This is a genomic window from Cupriavidus sp. HE11 (assembly GCF_056097175.1).
This window is the reverse complement of record NZ_CP184464.1, coordinates 3,616,987-3,634,229: the sequence shown is the minus strand read 5'-3', so window position 1 is coordinate 3,634,229 and position 17,243 is coordinate 3,616,987. Positions and strand designations below refer to the sequence as shown.

The window sequence follows — 17,243 nt, the reverse complement described above, 5'->3', positions numbered from 1 at the left end:
CCGGGTTTCCACTGGCATGCTTCGTGCTGGATTATTTTCCAAAGATATCGCTAATATATTTACAAGATATTTTCGTACCGCGTCCCAAGGCGTTCGAAGGATCGCCGGGTGCACAGCCTCACCTTTCCAACCGAGGAGTTCTTCATGAGCAATCCGCGCTGGACCGGCATCTTCCCGGCCGTCACGACCAAGTTCCACGCCGACGAGCGCATCGACGCAGAAGGCACCATCCGCCATATCGATTTCCAGATCCGCAACGGCATCCATGGTCTGGTCACCTGCGGATCGCTGGGCGAGGCCAGCACGCTGTCGCTGGAAGAAAAGCTCGACGTGGCGCGCATTGCGCTGGAGGCCGCCGATGGCCGCATTCCGGTGCTGGCCAATGTGTCCGAGACCAGCACGCGCGACGCACTGCGCTATATCGACGGCGCCAACAAGCTTGGCGTGGCCGGCTTCATGGTCATGCCGTCGGTCATCTACGTGGCCGACGCCCGCGAGGCCATGCAGAACGTGCGCGCCATGGCCGAGGCGGCCCAGAAACCGGTGATGGTCTACAACAACCCGGTTGCCTATCGCGTGGACCTCAAGCCCGAGCACATGGCCGAACTGGCCGACTGCAAATGGATTGCCGCGGTCAAGGAAAGCACCGGCGACATCCGCCGCGTGACTGACCTGCGCAACACCGTGGGCGACCGCTACCAGATCTTCATGGGCGTGGACGACCTGGCCTACGAAGGGCTGGCGCTTGGCTGCGACGGCCTGCTGGCCGGCGTGGGCTGCGCGTTCCCGCGCGAGACCGTGGCGCTGTTCGACCTCATGCGCGCGGGCAATTTCGCCGAGGCGCTGAAGCTCTACCGCTGGATGACGCCGATGCTCCATCTCGATGTATCGAACAAGCTGGTGCAGAACCTGAAGCTGATCGACGCCATCGTGGGCGTGGGCACCGAGCACATGCGCCGCCCGCGCCTGCCGCTGATCGGCGAGGAACGTGCCTTCGTCGAACGCGTCGTGCGCCAGGCACTGGCGACGCGGCCCGCGCAATACCAGTCGGTGGCCTGACCCAATCGGTGAACTGACGCCTGCGATGCCAGCCCGGCGCCATGCGCGCCGACTGGCATCCAACTTGCTCGATCCGGCCCGGCCAATTCCCACGCACAGGAGCTTTACAGCAATGCCAGACCTCTCCTCGATCACGGCGGACGCAGCCTCCGCCAGCCCGCCCGTGGCGCGCCCCGTGCGCTGGGTGCTGCGCGCCTCGGACGCCGTGCTTGCCGTGGAGCGCCTGGCGCTTGGCGGGCTGATGACCCTGCTGGTGCTGCTGATCCTGCTGAACGTGGTGACTCGCTATGCCGGCCTGCCGCTCTACTGGGTGGACGAGGCCTCGGTCTACTCGGTGGTGTGGCTGACCTTCGTCGGCGCGTCGATCATGACGCGCCTGCGCCTCGATTTCGCGGTGGGGCTGCTGACCGAACAGTTGCCGGCAAAGCTGGCAAAGGCCGCCAAGGTCATCGCCACGGGCGGCGTGCTGGTGTTCGGCCTTGCCATGATCGCCATGTGCTGGCTGTGGATGGACCCGGTCGGCATCGCCAACTTCAAGTTCGACGCAAAGGAATACGCGGCCCAGTCGTTCAACTTCCTCTACACCGAGCGCACACAGACGCTGGAATGGCCGGTGTGGGTACTGCAGCTGATCATGCCGCTGTTCGCCTGCACCCTGAGCCTGCATGCGCTGGCGAACCTGCTCGAAGACCTGGACCTGGCGCCGCGCCGGGCGTATCCCGAGTTCCATGTCGGCAATGCCGAATCGGTGAACTGAGCCATGACGACCACTTTCTTCTTCTGCGCCGTGATGCTGGCCGGCGTGCCGATCGGCATCTGCCTGTGCCTGTCGGGCCTGGCCTTTATCTTCAGCACCGGCGATACCGTGCTGCTGCAGTCGTTTCCCACGCAGATGTTCGCCGGCGTGGACAGCTACGGCCTGATCGCCATCCCGCTGTTCATCCTGATCGGCGAGATCATGAACAGCGGCGGCATCACGCGCCGGCTGGTGGACCTGTCGATGGCCTTTGTCGGCTCGGTCAAGGGCGGGCTGGCCTACGTCAACATCCTGGCCAACATGCTGGTGTCGTCGATCATTGGCTCGGCCACCGCACAGGTAGCCATCATGGCGCAGGTCATGGTGCCCGAGATGGAAAAACAGGGCTATGACAAGACCTTCGCGGCGGGCCTTACCGTCTACGGCGGCATGCTCGGCCCCATCATCCCGCCCTCGGTGATGTTCGTGGTCTACAGCGTGCTGGCCCAGGTGGCCGTGGGCGACATGCTGATCGCCGGCATCGTGCCCGGCGTGCTGCTGACGGTGCTGTTCTTCGTGATCATCGCCATCATGGGGATGTTCTACAACTACCCGCGCAGCGCCCGCCAGACGCTGCGCGAGCGCGCGACAACCGTGCTGCAGGCCAGTCCGACGCTGCTGATCCCGATCGTGATCGTGGGCTCGATCCTGGCCGGCCTGGCAAATCCGACCGAGGCGGCCGCCGTGGGCGCGCTGGCCGCGGCGCTGGTGGGGCGCTACGTGACGAAGGAATTCGACATGCGCACGATGCCGGCCATCCTGCTGCGCTCGGCCATCTACTCGGCCATCGTGCTGTTCCTGGTGGCGGCGGCGGCCGTATTCTCGTGGCTGCTGATCTACGGGAAGATCCCGCAGATGGTGGCTACCTGGATCCAGACCGTGGCACACAGCCCGGTGGCATTCCTGCTGCTCGCCAACGTAATCCTGCTGATCATCGGCACCGTGATCGACGGCATTCCCGGCCTGATCATGACCGTACCGATCCTGCTGCCCGTAGCCACCGAGGTCTATCACATCGATCCGCGCCACTTTGGCGTGGTCATCGTGATCAACCTGGTGCTGGGGCTGATGTCGCCGCCGGTGGGGCTGAGCTTCTTCGTGGCGTCGGCCGTCACCGGGGCCAAGCCCGGCAAGATGTTCATCATCACCCTGCCCTTCTTCCTGATCAGTTGCGTAGGGCTGGTGCTGCTGTCGCTGTTCCCCAGCCTGTCCATCGGGCTGCTGAAGTAACCGAGTTCCCTCCCCCTCGACATCCCCTCGACATCACCGAACGTACAGGAGCCTGCCATGTCCCACTTCACCCGCCGCCGCTTTCTGAAGACCACCGCGCTTGCCACGGCCGCCGCGCCGCTGGTGATCACGTCCACCACGCGTGCCGCCACCACCAAGGAATTCCGCCTGGGGCTGATTACCCCGGCCGGCCACTCGTGGAACCGCGCGGCCGTGGCATTCGGCGAATCGTTGAAGAAGGAGACGAACGGCAGGCTCAGCGTCACGGTGTTCCACTCGGGCCAGCTTGGCAACGAGTCGGCGATGATGCAGCAGCTGCAGTCGGGCGCGCTCGACATGGGCTGGATCCAGGCCGCCGAACTGGGGTCGCGCGTGTCCAGCGTGGCCGCCATCAACGCCCCCTACCTGGTACGCTCCACGGCAAGCGTGGCAAAGCTCGTGCGCACGCCCGCCGCGCTGAAGCTGCTCGATGCCCTGCCGCGCGAAACCGGCACCATCGGCCTGGGCTGGGGCATCACGGGCATGCGCGTGGTGTTTGCCACCAGGGACATCGGCTCGCCCGACGACCTCAAGGGCATGAAGCTGCGGATCAACCCCACGCCGGTCTACCGCGATTTCTATTCGATGCTGGGCGCCGCACCCACGCCCATCCCCACCCCGGCCGTGTTCGATGCCATGACCAACGGGCAGGTGGACGGGCTGGAAGCCGATATCGAACTGTCCTGGAACCAGCGCTACGACAAGATCTCGAAGGCGCTGCTGCCGATGAACGCGCTGTTCATGCCGTTCGCGCCGCTGGTGTCGGGCCGGATCTGGGCCGGGCTCGACCCCAAGGACCGCGACCTGGTGCGGCAACTGGTCAGCCAGGCGCTGACGGCGCAGATCAACGATATCGTGACCACCGAAGCCGGCCTGGTCGACAAGCTCAAGCAGTCGTCGGTGGCATTCAAGAGCGCGTCCAGCTACGACCCGCAGCCGGTTATCAGGAAGTTCGACGAACTCTGGGTGGCCAAGGCCCCGGCCATCCCGGAACTGCGCAAGATCGGCGCCACGCTCTGAAGCCCTGCCCGCCTGCGGCATAATGTCGGCCACCGCCAGCCCTGCCGGCTGGCGGGCCCCGCTTACTTCTACGAGATGCCTAACGCTTCCAGTTCCCAGGGTACTGCCGCGCACGCGCCGGAAACCGGCAAGCGGCGCGCCGCCGATATCGCCTATGACCGGATCGAGACCATGATCTCGAAGCTGGAGATCGCGCCCGGCAGCCCCGTGGTGGAGGCCGAGCTGGCCGAAATGACCGGGCTGGGCCGCACGCCGGTGCGCGAGGCGCTGATGCGCATGGTGTCGATGGGCCTGATCGTGCAGCAGCCACGGCGCGGGCTGATGGTGTCGACCATCGACGTGATGGACCACCTGGACGTGATTGCCACCCGGCGCGTACTGGAACGGCTGATTTCCGCCAGCGCCGCGCGGCGCGCCACCGATGCCCAGCGCAAGGCGCTGCTGGCGAGCGCACAGAAAATGGTCAAGGCCGCCCAGCGCGGCAACCTGGACGAATACATGGCCGCCGACCAGGCACTGGACCACGTCAACCACGCCGCCTGCCGCAACCGGTCGGCCGTGAAGGCCGTGATCCCGCTGATCGTGCAGTGCCGCCGTTTCTGGTACGCCTACCAGCACGAAGGCGAGATTGCCGAGGGCGCGCAAGCGCACCACGCGATGGCCAGCGCCATCGCCAGCGGCAACGAGGCCGACGCCGCGCGCGGCGCCGACCTGCTGATGGACTACCTGGAACGGTTCGCACGGCGGGTCATCGACGCCTGATCGTCGGCCGGCCAGCAACCAGGGTCTTCCTTGCCGGAAGGAATGCGTTTTCGTCAGTCCAGCGTGGTGCCGGTGGATTTCACCAGCGCCGCCCACCAGGCGGTATCGGACTTGATCTGCTGCGCGAACTGCTCAGGTGAATTGCCCACCGGCTCGGCGCCCTGCTCCATCAATCGCTTGCGGATCTCGGGCCGCGCCAGCACCTTGACCATGGCCTGGTTCAGGCGGTCGACGATCGGGCGCGGCGTATGGGCCGGCGCCATCAGCCCCTTCCATGCGGGCACCACATAGCCCTTGAGCCCGGCTTCCTCGGCGGTGGGCACGTCAGGCGCACCCGATGCGCGCTTCTCGCTGGTTACCGCCAGCGCCCGCAGCTTGCCCGACTGCACGTGAGGCCAGATCGCCGGCATGTTGTCGATCATCAGCGTGATATGGCCGGCGATCAGGTCGGCCACGGCCGGGCCGCTGCCCTTGTAGGGCACGTGCTGCATCTTCAGGCCGGCGGTCTGGTTCAGCAGTTCGCCGGCCAGCTGCGCCGGGCTGCCGTTGCCGGGCGAGCCGAATGTGATCTGGTTCGGATGTGCGCGGGCGTAGGCCACGAACTCCTTGACGTTCCTGACCGGCAGCGACGCATTCACGGCCATCATGTTGTGGTCCCGGGCGATCATCGTCACGGCCGCCAGGTCGCGCGCAGGCTCGTAGCTCATCTTCGCGTACAGGCTCGGGTTGATGGCGATCTGCCCGGCGGCGGCCATCAGCAGCGTGTAGCCGTCCGGCGCGGCCTTGGCAACGATATCGCCGCCGATATTGCCGCCCGCGCCGGGCCGGTTATCGACGATCACGGTCTGGCCCAGTTCCTCGCGCAGCGGCTCGGAAATCAGCCGCGCCACGATATCGGTAGACCCGCCCGGCGCAAACGGCACCACCAGTCGAATCACCTTGCCGGGATACCTGGCGTCGGCGTCGGCCGCGTGGGCTGGCATCATCGGCGTCAGGGCCATGCCGCAGGCCAGGCCGGCGGCAATCAGGATGGGCTTGAACATGTTGTCTCCGTCGATATCTTGGTGGCCACTCTGTGGTGGCCGTCCCGTGGTGCGCCGCTCAGCGGCCGCCGGCCTGCGCGAAGGTGCGCCTGGCAATATTGAGCTGGTGAATCTGGCTTGTGCCTTCGTACAGCCGGAACAGGCGCACGTCGCGGTAGAAGCGTTCGATGCCGTAGTCGGCGATATAACCGTAGCCGCCGAACAGCTGCACGCAGCGGTCGGCCACGCGGCCGCACATCTCGGACGCGAAGAACTTGCAGATCGACGCCTCCATCGTCACGTCCTGCCCGTCGTCGCGCTTGCGCGCGGTTTCCAGGATCAGCGCGCGGGCTGCGTGGATCTCGGTCTGGCAGTCGGCAATCATGGCCTGCACCAGCTGGAAGTCGGCCAGCAACTGCCCGAACTGCTTGCGCTCGGTGACAAACCGCACCGCGTCGTCGAGCATGCGGATGGCCGGCCCGGTACACAGCGCCGCCAGATGGATGCGCTGCTTGTTCAGCACCTTCATCGCGGTCTTGAAGCCCTGGCCTTCCTCGCCGCCGATCAGGTTGGCGGCCGGCACGCGGCAATCGTTGAAATAGACTTCGGATACGGGCGAGCCGGCCTGGCCCATCTTCTGGTACGGCTGCCCCGTGCCCAGCCCCGGCGTGCCGCGCGGCACGATAAACGCCGAGATGCCGCCCGCGCCGGACTTCTCCGGGTCGGTGCGCGCCATGACCGTGAACACGCCGGCAATGGGCGCATTGGTGATGAAGCACTTGGTGCCGTTCAGGACGTAGTGATCGCCGTCGCGTACGGCCGTGGTCTTCAGTGCCGTGGCGTCCGAGCCCGCGTCGGGCTCTGTCAGCGCGAACGAGCCGGTCAGCTCGCCGCTGGCAAGCAGGGGCAGGTAGCGGGCCTTCTGCTCGGGCGTGCCATCGGCCACCAGGGCCTCGGAGCCGATGCCGGTGTTGGTGCCCACGCGGGCACGGAACGCCACCGAGCACTGCGACAGCTCCATCGCGGCCAGCACCAGTTCCTCGGTGGTCATGCCGGCGCCGCCGTATTCCTCGGGAATCGAATAGCCGAACATGCCCTGCGTGGCCATGGCGTCGACCAGATCCTCGGGAACGTGGTCCTGCGCGGCCACCTCGGCTTCGCGCGGCACCAGCCGCTCGCGCACAAAGCGGCGCAGCGAATGCAGGAACGGCTGGAATACGTCGGGGTCACGAATCATCGTCTCGCTCCATCGGTCTTGTGTTTTGTGATGAAGGCAAGCGTACGCGCGGCTTCGATATGCCGGCACAGTTGTTTCGCTATCTTGAACACCGGCCCGCCCGGCGCCATACTGGCTTCGGTAGGATGACAACCGATGACCGCGCCCAAATCTCCCCATCACCACCCCGACCCGGCCTTCGCCACCACGCTTGCGCATGGCCTGGCGCTGCTGCAGTGTTTCCGGGTGGGCGAAACGGTACTCAGCAACAAGGAACTGGCCGAGCGCACGGGGCTGTCCAAGGCCACCATCAGCCGGCTGACCTACACGCTGGCCGTGCGCGGGCTGCTGCTCTACGACGCGCGGCTGCGCCGCTACCGGCTGGGGTCGACGGCGCTGTCGCTCGGCTATCCGCTGCTGGCGAGCCTGCGCGTGCGCCAGGTGGCACGGCCGCTGATGAAGGCGCTGGCCGACCGCATGGGCGGTTCCGTGTCGCTGGGCCTGCGCGACCGCCTGCGCATGGTCTACGTGGAAACCAGCCGGGGACACGACGCCATTGCCTTCCGGCCCGATATCGGCGCGTCGCTGCCAATGCTGGCGTCGGCCATCGGCCGTGCCTGGCTGGCCCAGGCGCCCGCCGACCTGCGCGCCGCCGTGCTGGCCGGCCTGCGCGAAACGGAGCCCGACGAATGGCAGCGCCATGCCGATGCCATCCCGGCCGCCATCGAAGACCTGGCCACGCTCGGTTTTGCGCGTTCGGCCGGCGACTGGCTGCCCGACGTCCACGCAGTGGCCGTGCCGATGCAACGGCCCATCGATGGCGAAACGCTGGTGTTCAACTGCGGCGTGCCGGCGGCGCGCATGAAGGCGGGCAAGCTCGAACGCGAGATGGGGCCGCGCCTGCTGGAACTGGTGGCCGAAGTGGAGGCGCTGCTGGCATGACCCACGATATCCACGGCGACACCGGGACCCCGCCGCTGCCGGCCCCTGACGACGATCCGGCCGACCGCCAGTTCGCCCGGACGCTGGCAAACGGCATCGACATCCTGCTGGCCTACCGCCCCGGCGAGGCGTTGCTGGGCAATCGCGATTTCGTGCAGCGCACCGGGCTGTCGAAATCCACGGTGGCGCGGCTCACGCATACGCTGGCCGCGCTGGGCTATCTGCGGCATGAAACTGCACTGGGCAAGTACCGCCTGGGCGCACCGGTGCTGGCGCCGGGTTATCCGCTGCTCGCCAGCATGCAGATTCGCCAGGTGGCGCGGCCGCTGATGAAGGCGCTGGCCGACGAGATAGGCGGCGCCGTGTCGCTGGGCATCCGCGACCGCACCCAGATGATCTACGTGGAAACCGCGCGCTCGACCGACAACCTGGTGGTGCCGCCCGATATCGGCGCGGCGCTGCCGATGCTGACCACCGCCATCGGCAAGGCATGGCTGTGGCGCGTGCCAGCCGAATTGCGCGATCCGGTGCTGAACCGCCTGCGGCTGGCGTCGCCCGACGCCTGGCGCCGCGCCGAAGCGGCCCTGTCCCAGGCGCGGCATGACCTGGAAACGGTCGGCTACTGCTCGAACCGGGCCGAATGGCGGCATGACGTGTTCGGCTTCGCCGTTCCGCTATGCAGACCGGTGGACTCCCAATGGTTCATCGTCAACTGCGGCGTGCCGGCGCGCCCGGGCACGTTCGACACCGTGCAGAAGCGCGTGGGGCCGCGCGTGGTGGCGCTGGCCCGCACGCTGGAAGACCTGCTCGGACTGCGCTGAGCATCGGGTGGTCAGCGCCAGAGCGCGCCAGCGCGCCCCCGGCATCGGGACGGACGCCGTGTCTTGTCCGGATTGCATCCAATCTGCCACCTGTTGGAAATATGGCAAAGGCCGTGCCTGGTCCACGGCTTTTTCTTGACGGCTCAAGTGCTCACTGGGCATTATTCGCCCTTTGACACCGTAATGCGAGTTGTTCGCATTACGGTTTACGTTTTCATTTACGAGCCAAACCGCACCATGACGTCCTGCCCGTCGCCGGCATCCCGCCGGCAGCACGCCCCCTCGCGCATCCGCCCTCTCGCCGCCTTCGCCCGTGTGGCCGTCCTGGCCGGCTTTCCGCTATGCGGAACCGCCTTCGCCCAGACCGCGCCGGCCGACCAGGCCCTGCCGACGGTGACCGTGAGCGCCGCGCAGGACATCGAAGTAGGCCCGCAGCTCAAGAAAAAGGCCTCCGGCGGCGCACTGGGCAGCCGTTCGCAGCTCGACACGCCGTTTTCCACCACGGTGGTCAGCGGTGAAGACCTGGCCGACCGCCAGGTAACCAAGGTTGGCGACGTGTTCTTCAACGATGCCTCGGTCTCGGACAACAGCAACGGCAACAACGCGTGGGCGTCGTACACCACCGTGCGCGGGCTGCAGCTCGACTGGCGCAATGCGTACAAGATCAACGGCATGCCGTTCATCGCCTACGGCATCACGCTGCCGTACGAGCAACTGGACCAGGTCGAACTGCTCAAGGGCGCGTCCGGCTTCATGTACGGCTTCGGCAACCCGGGCGGCACCGTCAACTACGTGACGAAGAAACCGACCGACCAGTTCACGGCCAGCGTGGAACTGGGCTACCGGTCGTCGCACGTATGGACCGAGCACGTCGACGTGGGCGGCCGTGCAGGCCCCGACAACATGTTCGGCTACCGCCTGAACGTGACGCACGAGGAAGGCAAGCCGGCCAATGCCGTGGGTATCAACCGCAATTCGGTGTCGCTGGGCCTGGACGCCCGCATCACGCGCGACCTGACCTGGACGTTCGACAGCATCTATCAGGACCGCAATACCTGGGGCGCCACGCCGTCGTTCTACCTGGGCAGCCTGAGCGGCAACCAGTTGCCGGGCGTGATCAGCGGCCGTGGCGGTCTCTACGGCGGCCCGGACACGCACTTCTACTCGAATCTGCAGGTCTACCAGACCGGCCTGCGCTACAACCTGAACCAGGACTGGACGGTCAGCACGACCTACAGCTTCAGCAAGCAGGCCCGCAGCCGTAACGAAAGCACGTTCTTCCTGTCGGATGCCGCCGGCAACTACACCAGCTCGCGCTACGACGGCGCCGAGAACCAGCAATTCAGCAACTGGACGACGATGGTCGAGGGCAAGTTCCGCACCGGCCAGTTCCGCCACGAACTGGTGGCCGGCCTGAGCTGGCAGAAGCAGATCGACCGCTATTCCAGCAACTATTTCAACGACTCCTCGTTCGCGTCCGGCAACCTCTACGCTCCGTACACGGGCGTGCACTACAGCGACACGGCATTCCAGAAATACCGCGCCGGCGATACGGCCCAGAAGGCCGCGTTCGTCAGCGACACGATGCACCTGACCGACAAATGGTCGGTACTGGCCGGCCTGCGCGTGACCAACTACGAGCAGAACAGCTATACCGGCACGGGATCGGGTAACACCAGCTTCACCAAGAACGGCCTGCTGACGCCCACGGCGGCGATCATGTTCAAGCCGATGCCGAGCACGACGCTGTACGCCAGCTACGTGGAATCGTTCGACGGTGGCGGCGTGGTGGCAACCAACTACTCGAACGCCGGCCAGGGCCTGACACCGGCCAAGAGCCGCCAGTACGAAGTGGGTGCCAAGACCGACCAGGGCATCTGGACCGGTACCGCCGCGCTGTTCCGCATCGAGCGCCGCAGCGAATTCGCGCGCGACAACGGCCCGGGCACGCTGCCTACCTTCGTCCAGGACGGCCAGTCGGTCTACCAGGGCCTGGAACTGGCCGGCTCGTCGCGGATCGGCTCGCAGTGGGAAGTGGGCGGCAGCGCGATGTTCCTGCACACCGAATACACCGAGGGCAATGCCAACATCGGCAACCGCGTGGCGGGCGCCCCGAACTTCATGCTGACCGGCCGCGTGGCCTACCGCATCCCGTTCGTGCCGGGCCTGAAGGTTGGTGTGGACGGCAAGTACACCGGCCCGATGAAGGCCGACGCCGCCAACAACCTGAACCTGGGCGGCTACACGGTGTTCAATCTCGGTGCCACGTACAACACGCGTGTGGCGGGCAAGGAACTGACGCTGCGTGCGGCGCTGTCCAACCTGACCAACAAGCGCTACTGGGCCTTCCAGTACGAGAACTACGCCCAGCCGGCCGACCCGCGTGCCATCAGCCTGAGCGCGAAGATCGCGTACTGATCTGGCGCCATAGCCATGCCCCGGGGGATGCCCCGGATGGCCGCAAAGGCCCCGCCCCGGCGGGGCCTTCCTGTTTTTGGCGCGCCGCTGGCCCGTGAGCCTGCTGCCCGTATACAATCGCGGTTTTTCCTTCCCGCCGAGCCCCCGCCATGAGCACCCTTGGAACGCCCCTCTCCCCGTCCGCCACCAAAGTCATGCTGCTGGGCTCCGGCGAACTAGGCAAGGAAGTGCTGATCGCGCTGCAGCGCCTGGGCGTTGAGACCATCGCCGTGGACCGCTACGAGAACGCGCCGGGCCAGCAGGTGGCCCACCACGCGCGCACGATCACGATGAGCGACGGCGAGCAGCTCAAGGCACTGATCGAGGCCGAGCGTCCCGATCTGGTGGTGCCGGAAATCGAAGCCATTGCCACGCCGATGCTCGAAGCCCTGGAAGCCGCCGGCGTGGTCCGCGTGATCCCCACCGCCCGTGCCGCGCGCCTGACGATGGACCGCGAAGGCATCCGCCGCCTGGCAGCCGAAACGCTCGGCCTGCCCACCAGCCCGTACAAGTTCTGCGATTCGCTCGAAGAGCTGCAGGCCGCCATCGATGGCGGCATCGGCTATCCGTGCGTGGTCAAGCCGGTCATGAGCAGCTCGGGCAAGGGCCAGAGCAAGATCGACGGCCCCGAAGGCGTCAAGGCGGCGTGGGACTACGCCATGGCCGGCGGCCGTGTCAGCCACGGCCGCGTGATCGTGGAAGGCTTTATCGATTTCGACTACGAAATCACGCTGCTGACGGTGCGCGCAGTGGGCGTCAATGGTCAGGTGGAAACGCAATTCTGCGAGCCGATCGGCCACGTGCAGGTGGCGGGCGACTACGTGGAAAGCTGGCAGCCGCACCCCATGCATCCGAAGGCGCTGGAAACGGCCCAGCACATCGCGCGCGCCGTGACGGCCGACCTGGGCGGCCAGGGCCTGTTCGGCGTGGAACTGTTCGTCAAGGGCGAGCAGGTCTGGTTCAGCGAAGTCAGCCCGCGTCCGCACGACACCGGCATGGTGACGATGATCTCGCAGTGGCAGAACGAATTCGAACTGCACGCCCGCGCCATCCTGGGCCTGCCGGTCGACACCAGCCTGCGCGCCCCGGGCGCCAGCGCCGTGATCTACGGTGGCGTCGACGCCGAAGGCATCGTATTCGATGGCGTGGACGAAGCGCTGCGCGTCCCGCAGACCGAACTGCGCCTGTTCGGCAAGCCCGAGTCGTTCTCCAAGCGCCGCATGGGCGTGGCGCTGGCCTATGCCGCCGACGTCGATACCGCCCGCAATCGCGCCAAGGAATCCGCCAGCAAGGTCAAGCCGCGCAAGGCCTGATGTATTTCCCCCCTCTCCCGCACGGGACAGGGGAGACAACCATCGGCAAAACAGCCCCCCACGGTTTGCTCCCCTCTCCCGCCTGCGGGAGAGGGGCTGGGGGAGAGGGCATGGCGCTTCAAATCGAGGCCATCGCGTCTTGAGACGCTCGCCCTCTCCCCCGCCCCTCTCCCATAAATGGGAGAGGGGAGACAACCACAGGCAAAACAGCCTCTATCGGTTTGCCCCCCTCTCCCGCACGGGACAAGGGAGACAACCACAGGCAAAACAGCGCCCCACGGTTTGCTCTGTAGTGGTCCAATTTCCTCAGACAGGTCGATAGGTGGAAAATCACGATCGACGAGGAAAGACGACATGACAAAGCAACGCCGCAAGTTTGACGCTGCCTTCAAGCTGGAGGTAGTCCGGATGATCCGGGATCAGGGCCTATCGGTCGCCGAGGTTTGCCACACGATGGCGATTGGCGAGACCGCCTTACGGCGCTGGCTGGTCCAGTACGACCTTGAAGTGGCTGGCGGCAAGGGAGTGGGCAAGCCGCTGACGCCTGAGCAGCAGCGCATTCGCCAGCTCGAAGAGGAAAACCGCCGCCTGAAGGAGGACAACCTGATCCTAAAAAAGGCATCGGCCTTCTTCGCCCGCGAACTCAAGTGATCTATCGAGTGGTTAGCGGATTGCAGAAGGAGGCGATCGCCATCAGTCGGGCATGCCGGGTGCTGGGCGTGAGCCGGGCGGGGTATTACGCGGCCGGGCGAGAGCCTGCCACCAAGGAGAAGGCCTTGCGGCAGGCGGTGTATGTGCGGGCGGCGTTCGAGGCCAGCGGACGTACCTACGGCAGCCGGCGCGTGGCGCAGGATTTGGACAGGCAGGGGGTGAAGATCGGGCGCTATCGGGCCCGCACGCTGATGCGCCAGGAGAATCTGCACCCGGTGTGGAAGCGCAAGTTCGTGGCGACGACTGACAGCCGGCATGGCAGGCCGGTGGCGCCGAACGTGCTGAGCAGGCAGTTCAGGCCCGCACAGCCCAACCGGGCCTGGGTGTCGGACATCACGTATGTGCGCACGGGGGAAGGCTGGTTGTATCTGGCGGTGGTGTTGGACCTGTATTCGCGCAAGGTAGTGGGCTGGGCCAGCGCAGCGGCCATGCCCGCCGCGCTGGTGGCGTCGGCCTTGAAGATGGCCATCCTGCAGCGCAATCCGGCGCCCGGACTGATAGTGCATTCGGACCGGGGCAGCCAGTATGCAAGCGAGGAGTACCAGGGATTGCTGGCGCGCCACGGCCTGGTTTGCAGCATGAGCCGGGCCGGCGATTGCTGGGATAACGCTGTAGCAGAACGCTTCTTCCTGAACCTGAAGATGGAGCGCGTCTGGCAGAGGCGGTACGTCGACCGGGCCGAAGCCCGGCGCGACATCACGCAGTACATCGTGGGTTTCTACAACCCGGTGCGCTTGCATTCGACACTGGGCTACACGTCGCCAACAGACTACGAGGACAAGTTCCAACAGACCACCCTAATACCTGTCTGAAAAAACTTGACCACTACACTCCCCTCTCCCGCCTGCGGGAGAGGGGCTGGGGGAGAGGGCATGGCGCTTCAAATCGAGGCCATCGCGTCTTGAGACGCTCGCCCTCTCCCCCGCCCCTCTCCCATAAATGGGAGAGGGGAGACAACCACAGGCAAAACAGCCCCCCACGGTTTGCTCCCCTCTCCCGCCTGCGGGAGAGGGGCTGGGGGAGAGGGCATGGCGATTCAAATCGAGGCCATCGCGTCTTGAGAGGCCCTCTCCCCCGCCTCACACAACCCGATCCGCCCGATCGGTCTGCGCCGCCATCGGCTCGCGCGCGCCCGGGTCGGACGCCGCCACGGCCAGTGCGGCATGCGCGCCGCGCGGCGAATCGCGCAGCCCGCTCAAATCCGCCCCCGAAGGTGCCTGGTACAGGCGCAGACCCAGTTCCGGCAGGATCGCAAACAGGTGGTCGAAGATGTCGCCCTGAATGCGCTCGTAGTCCATCCAGCCCGTACGCGTGCTGAAGCAGTAGACCTCGATCGGAATGCCCTGCGAATCTGGCTCCATCATGCGCAGGTTCAGCAGCAGGTCGTGGTGGATATCGGGGTGCGCGCGCAGAAACGCGATGCCATAGGCGCGGAACGTGCCCAGGTTGGTCAGCCGGCGGCGGTTCACGGGATCGGTGTCCTGCCCCTGCAGCGCGCGATTGGTCTGTTCCACCTCCTGCTGCTTGACCTCCAGGTAGTCGTGCAGCAGCCGGAAGCGCATCAGCGCCTTCACTTCGGCATCGTCCAGGAACCGTACCGACGTGGCGTCGATGCGCAGCGTGCGCTTGATGCGACGCGCGCCGGACTCGAACATGTGCCGGTAGTTGCGGTAGCTCTCGGAGAACAGCTTGTAGGTCGGCACCGTGGTCACGGTGTTGTCCCAGTTCTTGACCTTGACCGTGTGCAGCGCGATATCCATCACGAAACCGTCGGCGTTGGACTGCGGCATCTCGATCCAGTCGCCGATGCGCAGCATGTCGTTCGACGTAAGCTGCGTGCTGGCCACCAGCGACAGCAGCGTGTCCTTGAACACCAGCAGCAGCACCGCCGACAGCGCACCGATACCGGACAGCATCCACAGCGGCGAGCGGTCGATCAGGATCGACAGCACCAGCACGCCGCACACCAGCCACAGCGCCAGCTGGGCAATCTGCACGTAGCCCTTGATCGACCGCGTCTGCGCGCGCCGGCTGTTGGCAAAGACGGTCTGCCAGGCACCGAGCACGCCTGACAGCATCAGGAACACGCTGACCCATGTGCCGGCATGCGCCAGCCGCTCGATCAGGATCGAGAACTTGCCCAGGTCCGGCACCTGGCTGATGCCGACCGTGATCACGGCCAGGAACACCGCGTAGCCAAGCCGCCGGTAAGTGCGATGGCGCATCAGCGCGGCTGCCCATTCGCGGTTGCCCGACAGGCTCAGCACACGATAGACCACACGGCCCGTCACGCGGGCCACCAGCCATTGCGCGACGGCGGCAATCAGCGCCAGCGCCAGCACATAAAGCGAGATCTGCGCCCACGGATGGGCGGGAATGCGTTGCTGGAACAGATCCAGCAGGGCGTCAAATGTCATCAAGGCAATGCAAGGAGATTCGGTTCGGAACAGCCGACAAGTCTACTAGCCATGCGCCCCGGCGCCACACTTTGTATGCCTGACCTTGCAAATTCGGATTTGTCTTACGCCGGCAGCAGCTTCAGCCCGCCAATGCCGACGAAGATCAGCGCGATCAGCAACAGCCGCGCCGGCGACGCACTTTCGCCCAGGAACACGATGCCCGCCAGCGTCACGCCAATGGCCCCGATGCCGGTCCAGACGGCATAGGCGGTGCCCACGGGCAGATGCCGCAGCGCCGCGCTGAGCAGGAAGATGCTGGCCAGCGCCGCGCCAATGCCCAGCAGCGTCGGCCCCGGACGCGTCCAGCCGTCGGTGTGCTTCAGCGCCAGCGCCATCACGATCTCGATCAGTCCCGCCACGACCAGCAGCGTCCACGCCATGTTGCTCTCCCCGCATCGGGCAACCCCGGTTGCCGTTCCTGGAGCCACACTGTAGGCTCTGCAGATTGGCATAACCATTCGCATAAATCGCGGAAAGGCAATGCAAAAATGCAGGATGCAGATTGGGACGACCTGCGCGTTTTCCTGGCCGTGAGCCGACGCGGGTCGCTGGCGGCGGCGGCGCGGGCGCTGCGGGTCAATCATTCCACCGTGTTGCGGCGGCTGAACAAGCTTGAGGAAGACCTTGGCACGCGGCTGTTTTCGCGCGATCTGGGCGGCTATGCGATGACGCCGGCCGGTGAAACGCTGGCCGGGCAACTCGATGGCGTGGGCGAGCAGATCGATGCCGCGCAACGCGTGCTGGCCGGGCGCGACACCGAACTGAGCGGGCCGCTGCGCGTGACCACCACCGATACCCTGGCCTATGGCCTGCTGATGCCGGTTCTGGCCGATTTCCGGGTCCGGCATCCCGGCATCGAATTACAGGTGGTGATCCACAACACCTTCCTGAACCTGACCCGCCGCGAGGCCGACGTGGCCGTGCGCCCGGCTGCGGCGCCGCCCGAGCACCTGCTGGGCCGGCACGTAGGCCGGCTGCAGACCGCGCCCTATGCGTCGCGCGATTATCTGGAGCGGATGGAAGCGCCTGCCCAGGCGCACTGGACCGGCCATTGGTGGGTGTTGCCGGACGACAGCCTCGCGCACCTGGCGCAGGCGCGCTGGGCGCTTGCCAACGTGGCCGCCGACCGCTGCGCGGTGCGCGCTGACAGCCTGGTCGCCATGGCGCAGGCCGTGCGGCTCGGCATGGGCGCGGGCATGCTGCTATGCATGCTGGGCGACGCCGATGCATCGCTGGTGCGCCTGGCCGAACCAGAGCCCGGGCTCGATACCCCGCTCTGGCTGCTGACCCATCCGGATCTGCGCCATAGCGCCCGCGTGCGCGCCTTCAACGACTTCTTGACCGACGCGCTGCGGCAGTCGCAGTGGGTGCTGCAGGACTGAAGCCCCCACCGTGC

Annotated in this window: 15 protein-coding genes; 11 read left to right on the top strand and 4 right to left on the bottom strand. The window is 66.3% G+C overall.

Translation table 11 applies throughout. The annotated features are described in order from the left end of the window. Positions 1-144 precede the first annotated feature (144 nt). The 5 genes from ACOABP_RS17005 (at position 145) to ACOABP_RS16985 (ending at position 4,906) form a co-directional block, all read left to right on the top strand. A complete protein-coding gene (locus ACOABP_RS17005) occupies positions 145-1,059 on the top strand; it encodes a dihydrodipicolinate synthase family protein (protein ID WP_400395630.1) in 915 nt (304 codons plus the stop codon). Positions 1,060-1,171: 112 nt separating this feature from the next. Then, positions 1,172-1,816 (top strand): TRAP transporter small permease, encoded by a 645-nt coding sequence (locus tag ACOABP_RS17000; RefSeq protein ID WP_474226326.1) that lies wholly within the window; start codon positions 1,172-1,174, stop codon positions 1,814-1,816. A gap of 3 nt (positions 1,817-1,819) precedes the next feature. Next, complete coding sequence (locus ACOABP_RS16995; RefSeq protein ID WP_474226324.1) at positions 1,820-3,085, top strand: TRAP transporter large permease; 1,266 nt, start codon at positions 1,820-1,822, stop codon at positions 3,083-3,085. A gap of 57 nt (positions 3,086-3,142) precedes the next feature. After that, positions 3,143-4,144, top strand: coding sequence for a TRAP transporter substrate-binding protein (locus ACOABP_RS16990; protein ID WP_474226323.1), 1,002 nt, complete (start codon positions 3,143-3,145; stop codon positions 4,142-4,144). A gap of 75 nt (positions 4,145-4,219) precedes the next feature. Further along, entirely contained in the window at positions 4,220-4,906 is a 687-nt protein-coding gene (locus ACOABP_RS16985) for a GntR family transcriptional regulator (protein ID WP_474226322.1), read from the top strand. A gap of 53 nt (positions 4,907-4,959) precedes the next feature. Here the strand turns inward: ACOABP_RS16985 and ACOABP_RS16980 are convergent, their stop codons facing one another. Beyond that, a complete protein-coding gene (locus ACOABP_RS16980; RefSeq protein WP_474226321.1) occupies positions 4,960-5,949 on the bottom strand; it encodes a Bug family tripartite tricarboxylate transporter substrate binding protein in 990 nt (329 codons plus the stop codon). Positions 5,950-6,007: 58 nt separating this feature from the next. After that, positions 6,008-7,165, bottom strand: coding sequence for an acyl-CoA dehydrogenase family protein (locus ACOABP_RS16975; protein WP_474226320.1), 1,158 nt, complete (start codon positions 7,163-7,165; stop codon positions 6,008-6,010). Between the two features lie 135 nt (positions 7,166-7,300). Between ACOABP_RS16975 and ACOABP_RS16970 the strand changes: the two genes are divergently transcribed. From ACOABP_RS16970 to ACOABP_RS16950, 5 genes are all read left to right on the top strand, one after another. Continuing rightward, the gene (locus tag ACOABP_RS16970; RefSeq protein ID WP_474226319.1) at positions 7,301-8,086 is read left to right on the top strand and encodes an IclR family transcriptional regulator; all 786 of its coding nucleotides are present in this window, start codon (positions 7,301-7,303) and stop codon (positions 8,084-8,086) included. After that, positions 8,083-8,907, top strand: a complete 825-nt coding sequence (locus tag ACOABP_RS16965; protein WP_474226318.1) for an IclR family transcriptional regulator — start codon at positions 8,083-8,085, stop codon at positions 8,905-8,907. Before ACOABP_RS16970 ends, ACOABP_RS16965 begins: the two co-directional genes overlap by 4 nt. A 237-nt stretch (positions 8,908-9,144) precedes the next feature. After that, a complete protein-coding gene (locus ACOABP_RS16960; RefSeq protein ID WP_474226317.1) occupies positions 9,145-11,325 on the top strand; it encodes a TonB-dependent siderophore receptor in 2,181 nt (726 codons plus the stop codon). A gap of 149 nt (positions 11,326-11,474) precedes the next feature. Further along, complete coding sequence (purT, locus tag ACOABP_RS16955) at positions 11,475-12,677, top strand: formate-dependent phosphoribosylglycinamide formyltransferase (RefSeq protein ID WP_474226316.1); 1,203 nt, start codon at positions 11,475-11,477, stop codon at positions 12,675-12,677. 354 nt (positions 12,678-13,031) lie between these two features. After that, positions 13,032-14,200 (top strand): IS3 family transposase gene (locus ACOABP_RS16950; RefSeq protein ID WP_474224667.1). Its coding sequence is split into 2 segments (ribosomal slippage): positions 13,032-13,299 and positions 13,299-14,200, totalling 1,170 coding nucleotides; the frame shifts between segments, so codons are not numbered across the junction. 267 nt (positions 14,201-14,467) lie between these two features. On the opposite strand, the gene ACOABP_RS16945 is transcribed toward ACOABP_RS16950, so the two are convergent. Together ACOABP_RS16945 and ACOABP_RS16940 are read right to left on the bottom strand one after the other, a co-directional pair. Then, positions 14,468-15,805, bottom strand: a complete 1,338-nt coding sequence (locus ACOABP_RS16945) for a mechanosensitive ion channel family protein (protein WP_474226315.1) — start codon at positions 15,803-15,805, stop codon at positions 14,468-14,470. 104 nt (positions 15,806-15,909) lie between these two features. Next, entirely contained in the window at positions 15,910-16,227 is a 318-nt protein-coding gene (locus ACOABP_RS16940) for a DMT family transporter (RefSeq protein WP_474226314.1), read from the bottom strand. A gap of 108 nt (positions 16,228-16,335) precedes the next feature. Here ACOABP_RS16940 and ACOABP_RS16935 point away from each other — a divergent pair, with 108 nt between their 5' ends. Next, the gene (locus ACOABP_RS16935) at positions 16,336-17,229 is read left to right on the top strand and encodes a LysR family transcriptional regulator (RefSeq protein ID WP_474226313.1); all 894 of its coding nucleotides are present in this window, start codon (positions 16,336-16,338) and stop codon (positions 17,227-17,229) included. Positions 17,230-17,243: the final 14 nt, after the last annotated feature.

What these genes read in the sequence shown, in the direction of transcription:
- ACOABP_RS17005 (WP_400395630.1), top strand. Translation starts at nt 145, where the DNA reads ATGAGCAATCCGCGCTGGACCGGCATCTTCCCGGCCGTCACGACCAAG.
- ACOABP_RS17000 (WP_474226326.1), top strand. Translation starts at nt 1,172, where the DNA reads ATGCCAGACCTCTCCTCGATCACGGCGGACGCAGCCTCCGCCAGCCCG.
- ACOABP_RS16995 (WP_474226324.1), top strand. Translation starts at nt 1,820, where the DNA reads ATGACGACCACTTTCTTCTTCTGCGCCGTGATGCTGGCCGGCGTGCCG.
- ACOABP_RS16990 (WP_474226323.1), top strand. Translation starts at nt 3,143, where the DNA reads ATGTCCCACTTCACCCGCCGCCGCTTTCTGAAGACCACCGCGCTTGCC.
- ACOABP_RS16985 (WP_474226322.1), top strand. Translation starts at nt 4,220, where the DNA reads ATGCCTAACGCTTCCAGTTCCCAGGGTACTGCCGCGCACGCGCCGGAA.
- ACOABP_RS16980 (WP_474226321.1), bottom strand. Translation starts at nt 5,949, where the DNA reads ATGTTCAAGCCCATCCTGATTGCCGCCGGCCTGGCCTGCGGCATGGCC.
- ACOABP_RS16975 (WP_474226320.1), bottom strand. Translation starts at nt 7,165, where the DNA reads ATGATTCGTGACCCCGACGTATTCCAGCCGTTCCTGCATTCGCTGCGC.
- ACOABP_RS16970 (WP_474226319.1), top strand. Translation starts at nt 7,301, where the DNA reads ATGACCGCGCCCAAATCTCCCCATCACCACCCCGACCCGGCCTTCGCC.
- ACOABP_RS16965 (WP_474226318.1), top strand. Translation starts at nt 8,083, where the DNA reads ATGACCCACGATATCCACGGCGACACCGGGACCCCGCCGCTGCCGGCC.
- ACOABP_RS16960 (WP_474226317.1), top strand. Translation starts at nt 9,145, where the DNA reads ATGACGTCCTGCCCGTCGCCGGCATCCCGCCGGCAGCACGCCCCCTCG.
- purT (WP_474226316.1), top strand. Translation starts at nt 11,475, where the DNA reads ATGAGCACCCTTGGAACGCCCCTCTCCCCGTCCGCCACCAAAGTCATG.
- ACOABP_RS16945 (WP_474226315.1), bottom strand. Translation starts at nt 15,805, where the DNA reads ATGACATTTGACGCCCTGCTGGATCTGTTCCAGCAACGCATTCCCGCC.
- ACOABP_RS16940 (WP_474226314.1), bottom strand. Translation starts at nt 16,227, where the DNA reads ATGGCGTGGACGCTGCTGGTCGTGGCGGGACTGATCGAGATCGTGATG.
- ACOABP_RS16935 (WP_474226313.1), top strand. Translation starts at nt 16,336, where the DNA reads ATGCAGGATGCAGATTGGGACGACCTGCGCGTTTTCCTGGCCGTGAGC.